Genomic DNA, 1,362 nt, shown 5'->3' on the forward strand with positions numbered 1-1,362 from the left:
GCCGAAGGTCGCGCATATCGACCGACTGGCCGCAGATCGGGCAAGGGTAGAAATACTCCCGCTCATCCTCCGGTTTGCCACTTTGGCGCTGGCCGGGAATGGGCGGCCCGAATTCGTTCAGGTTTGTCATCACTATCAAACATTCAATTYGYCTAAAATGTTCCGGGAACYATTTTAGCGCATRCTAATTGAATCGCGGTTTGYGAGAGTTCCGTGCATGCRTTTGAAGTTCGTCSCGCCCWTGATRCCGACSCTKGTCGRRCAGCCGCCCGAAGGCGAGGCCTGGATTCACGAGGTCAAGTTCGATGGCTAYCGCTCSCAGCTCRTCATCSACGAAGACGGACCTAAGATCTACACGCGCAACGGTCATGACTGGACGTCGAAGTATCGCGACCTGGTGAAAGAGGCGGCAACGCTCGGAGCAGAAAGCGCCATCATCGACGGTGAGATCATCGTTCTGAACGACGCTGGCCTTTCCGACTTCGGCGAGCTGGGCAAGGCGATCACAAGGAGGCAGCACGACCTCTATTTCGTCGCCTTCGATCTACTCCACCTCAACGGCCACGATCTACGCGACATGGCCTGTGAGGAACGTCGCGATATCCTGGCCAGCATGATCGAGCCGGGCGCGCGCATCCAGTTCAGCSAGSCYCTKCCGGGCGATGCAGCGTCGATCTTTCACCTGATCGATCAGGCWGGGCTCGAAGGGATGGTTTCGAAACGCAAGGACAGCAAATATCGAAGCGGCAACTCGACGGCATGGCTGAAGACCAAAGCCTATTCGATCGATGAATATGAGTTGCTTGGGGTTGAGCGTGAGCCAGGCAAGCCTGCCTTCGCTCTGCTGGCGCAGCGCGGCACCGGTCGGTATGTCGGATCGGCTTTCATCACCTTGAACCGCGAGATGCGCGAACGGCTCTGGACCCGGGTTCAGGACCACGCGGGCACGGCGCCGACGGGCATGAAACGGCCGGCCACGCAGTGGGTCAAGCCGGGTCTGATCGGCCGAGTGAAGCACTTGCGCGGCGAGGAAGATTTGCGGCATGCCTCGCTGCAGGATTTTCGGGAACATAACAGCGCTCTAAAGCACGGAACATTTTAGCCTGAGCCGCATTCCATCGGTCAGTCAGCCAAAGGAGGCTTTCTTGACCCAACGACGCGTCGACAAAGAACGAATTGAGCGTGCTGATCGCGAATCGAAAGTGGCGATCAAGGCCGAGCGTCTTGCGAGAGATGCCAAGACGGCGCGGCTGCGAGAGCAGCGCCTTTCTGTGGAAGCATCTCCCGAGCAGCCGTCTCCGGTCAAACGTCATTGACCGGCCACCAGGAAGCCAGGTCGGAAGATTATCGAGGTCGACTAGC

The 1,362-nt window shown here is 58.6% G+C and carries 2 protein-coding genes; both read left to right on the forward strand.

The window, feature by feature from the left end:
• Positions 1 to 217: 217 nt before the first annotated feature.
• A complete protein-coding gene (locus ACXJ7R_RS32835; RefSeq protein ID WP_457155429.1) occupies positions 218 to 1,102 on the forward strand; it encodes an ATP-dependent DNA ligase in 885 nt (294 codons plus the stop codon).
• A gap of 43 nt (positions 1,103 to 1,145) precedes the next feature.
• Positions 1,146 to 1,316, forward strand: a complete 171-nt coding sequence (locus ACXJ7R_RS32840; protein ID WP_457155430.1) for a hypothetical protein — start codon at positions 1,146 to 1,148, stop codon at positions 1,314 to 1,316.
• Positions 1,317 to 1,362 lie beyond the last annotated feature (46 nt).

This window comes from Mesorhizobium sp. P5_C1 (assembly GCF_054049815.1).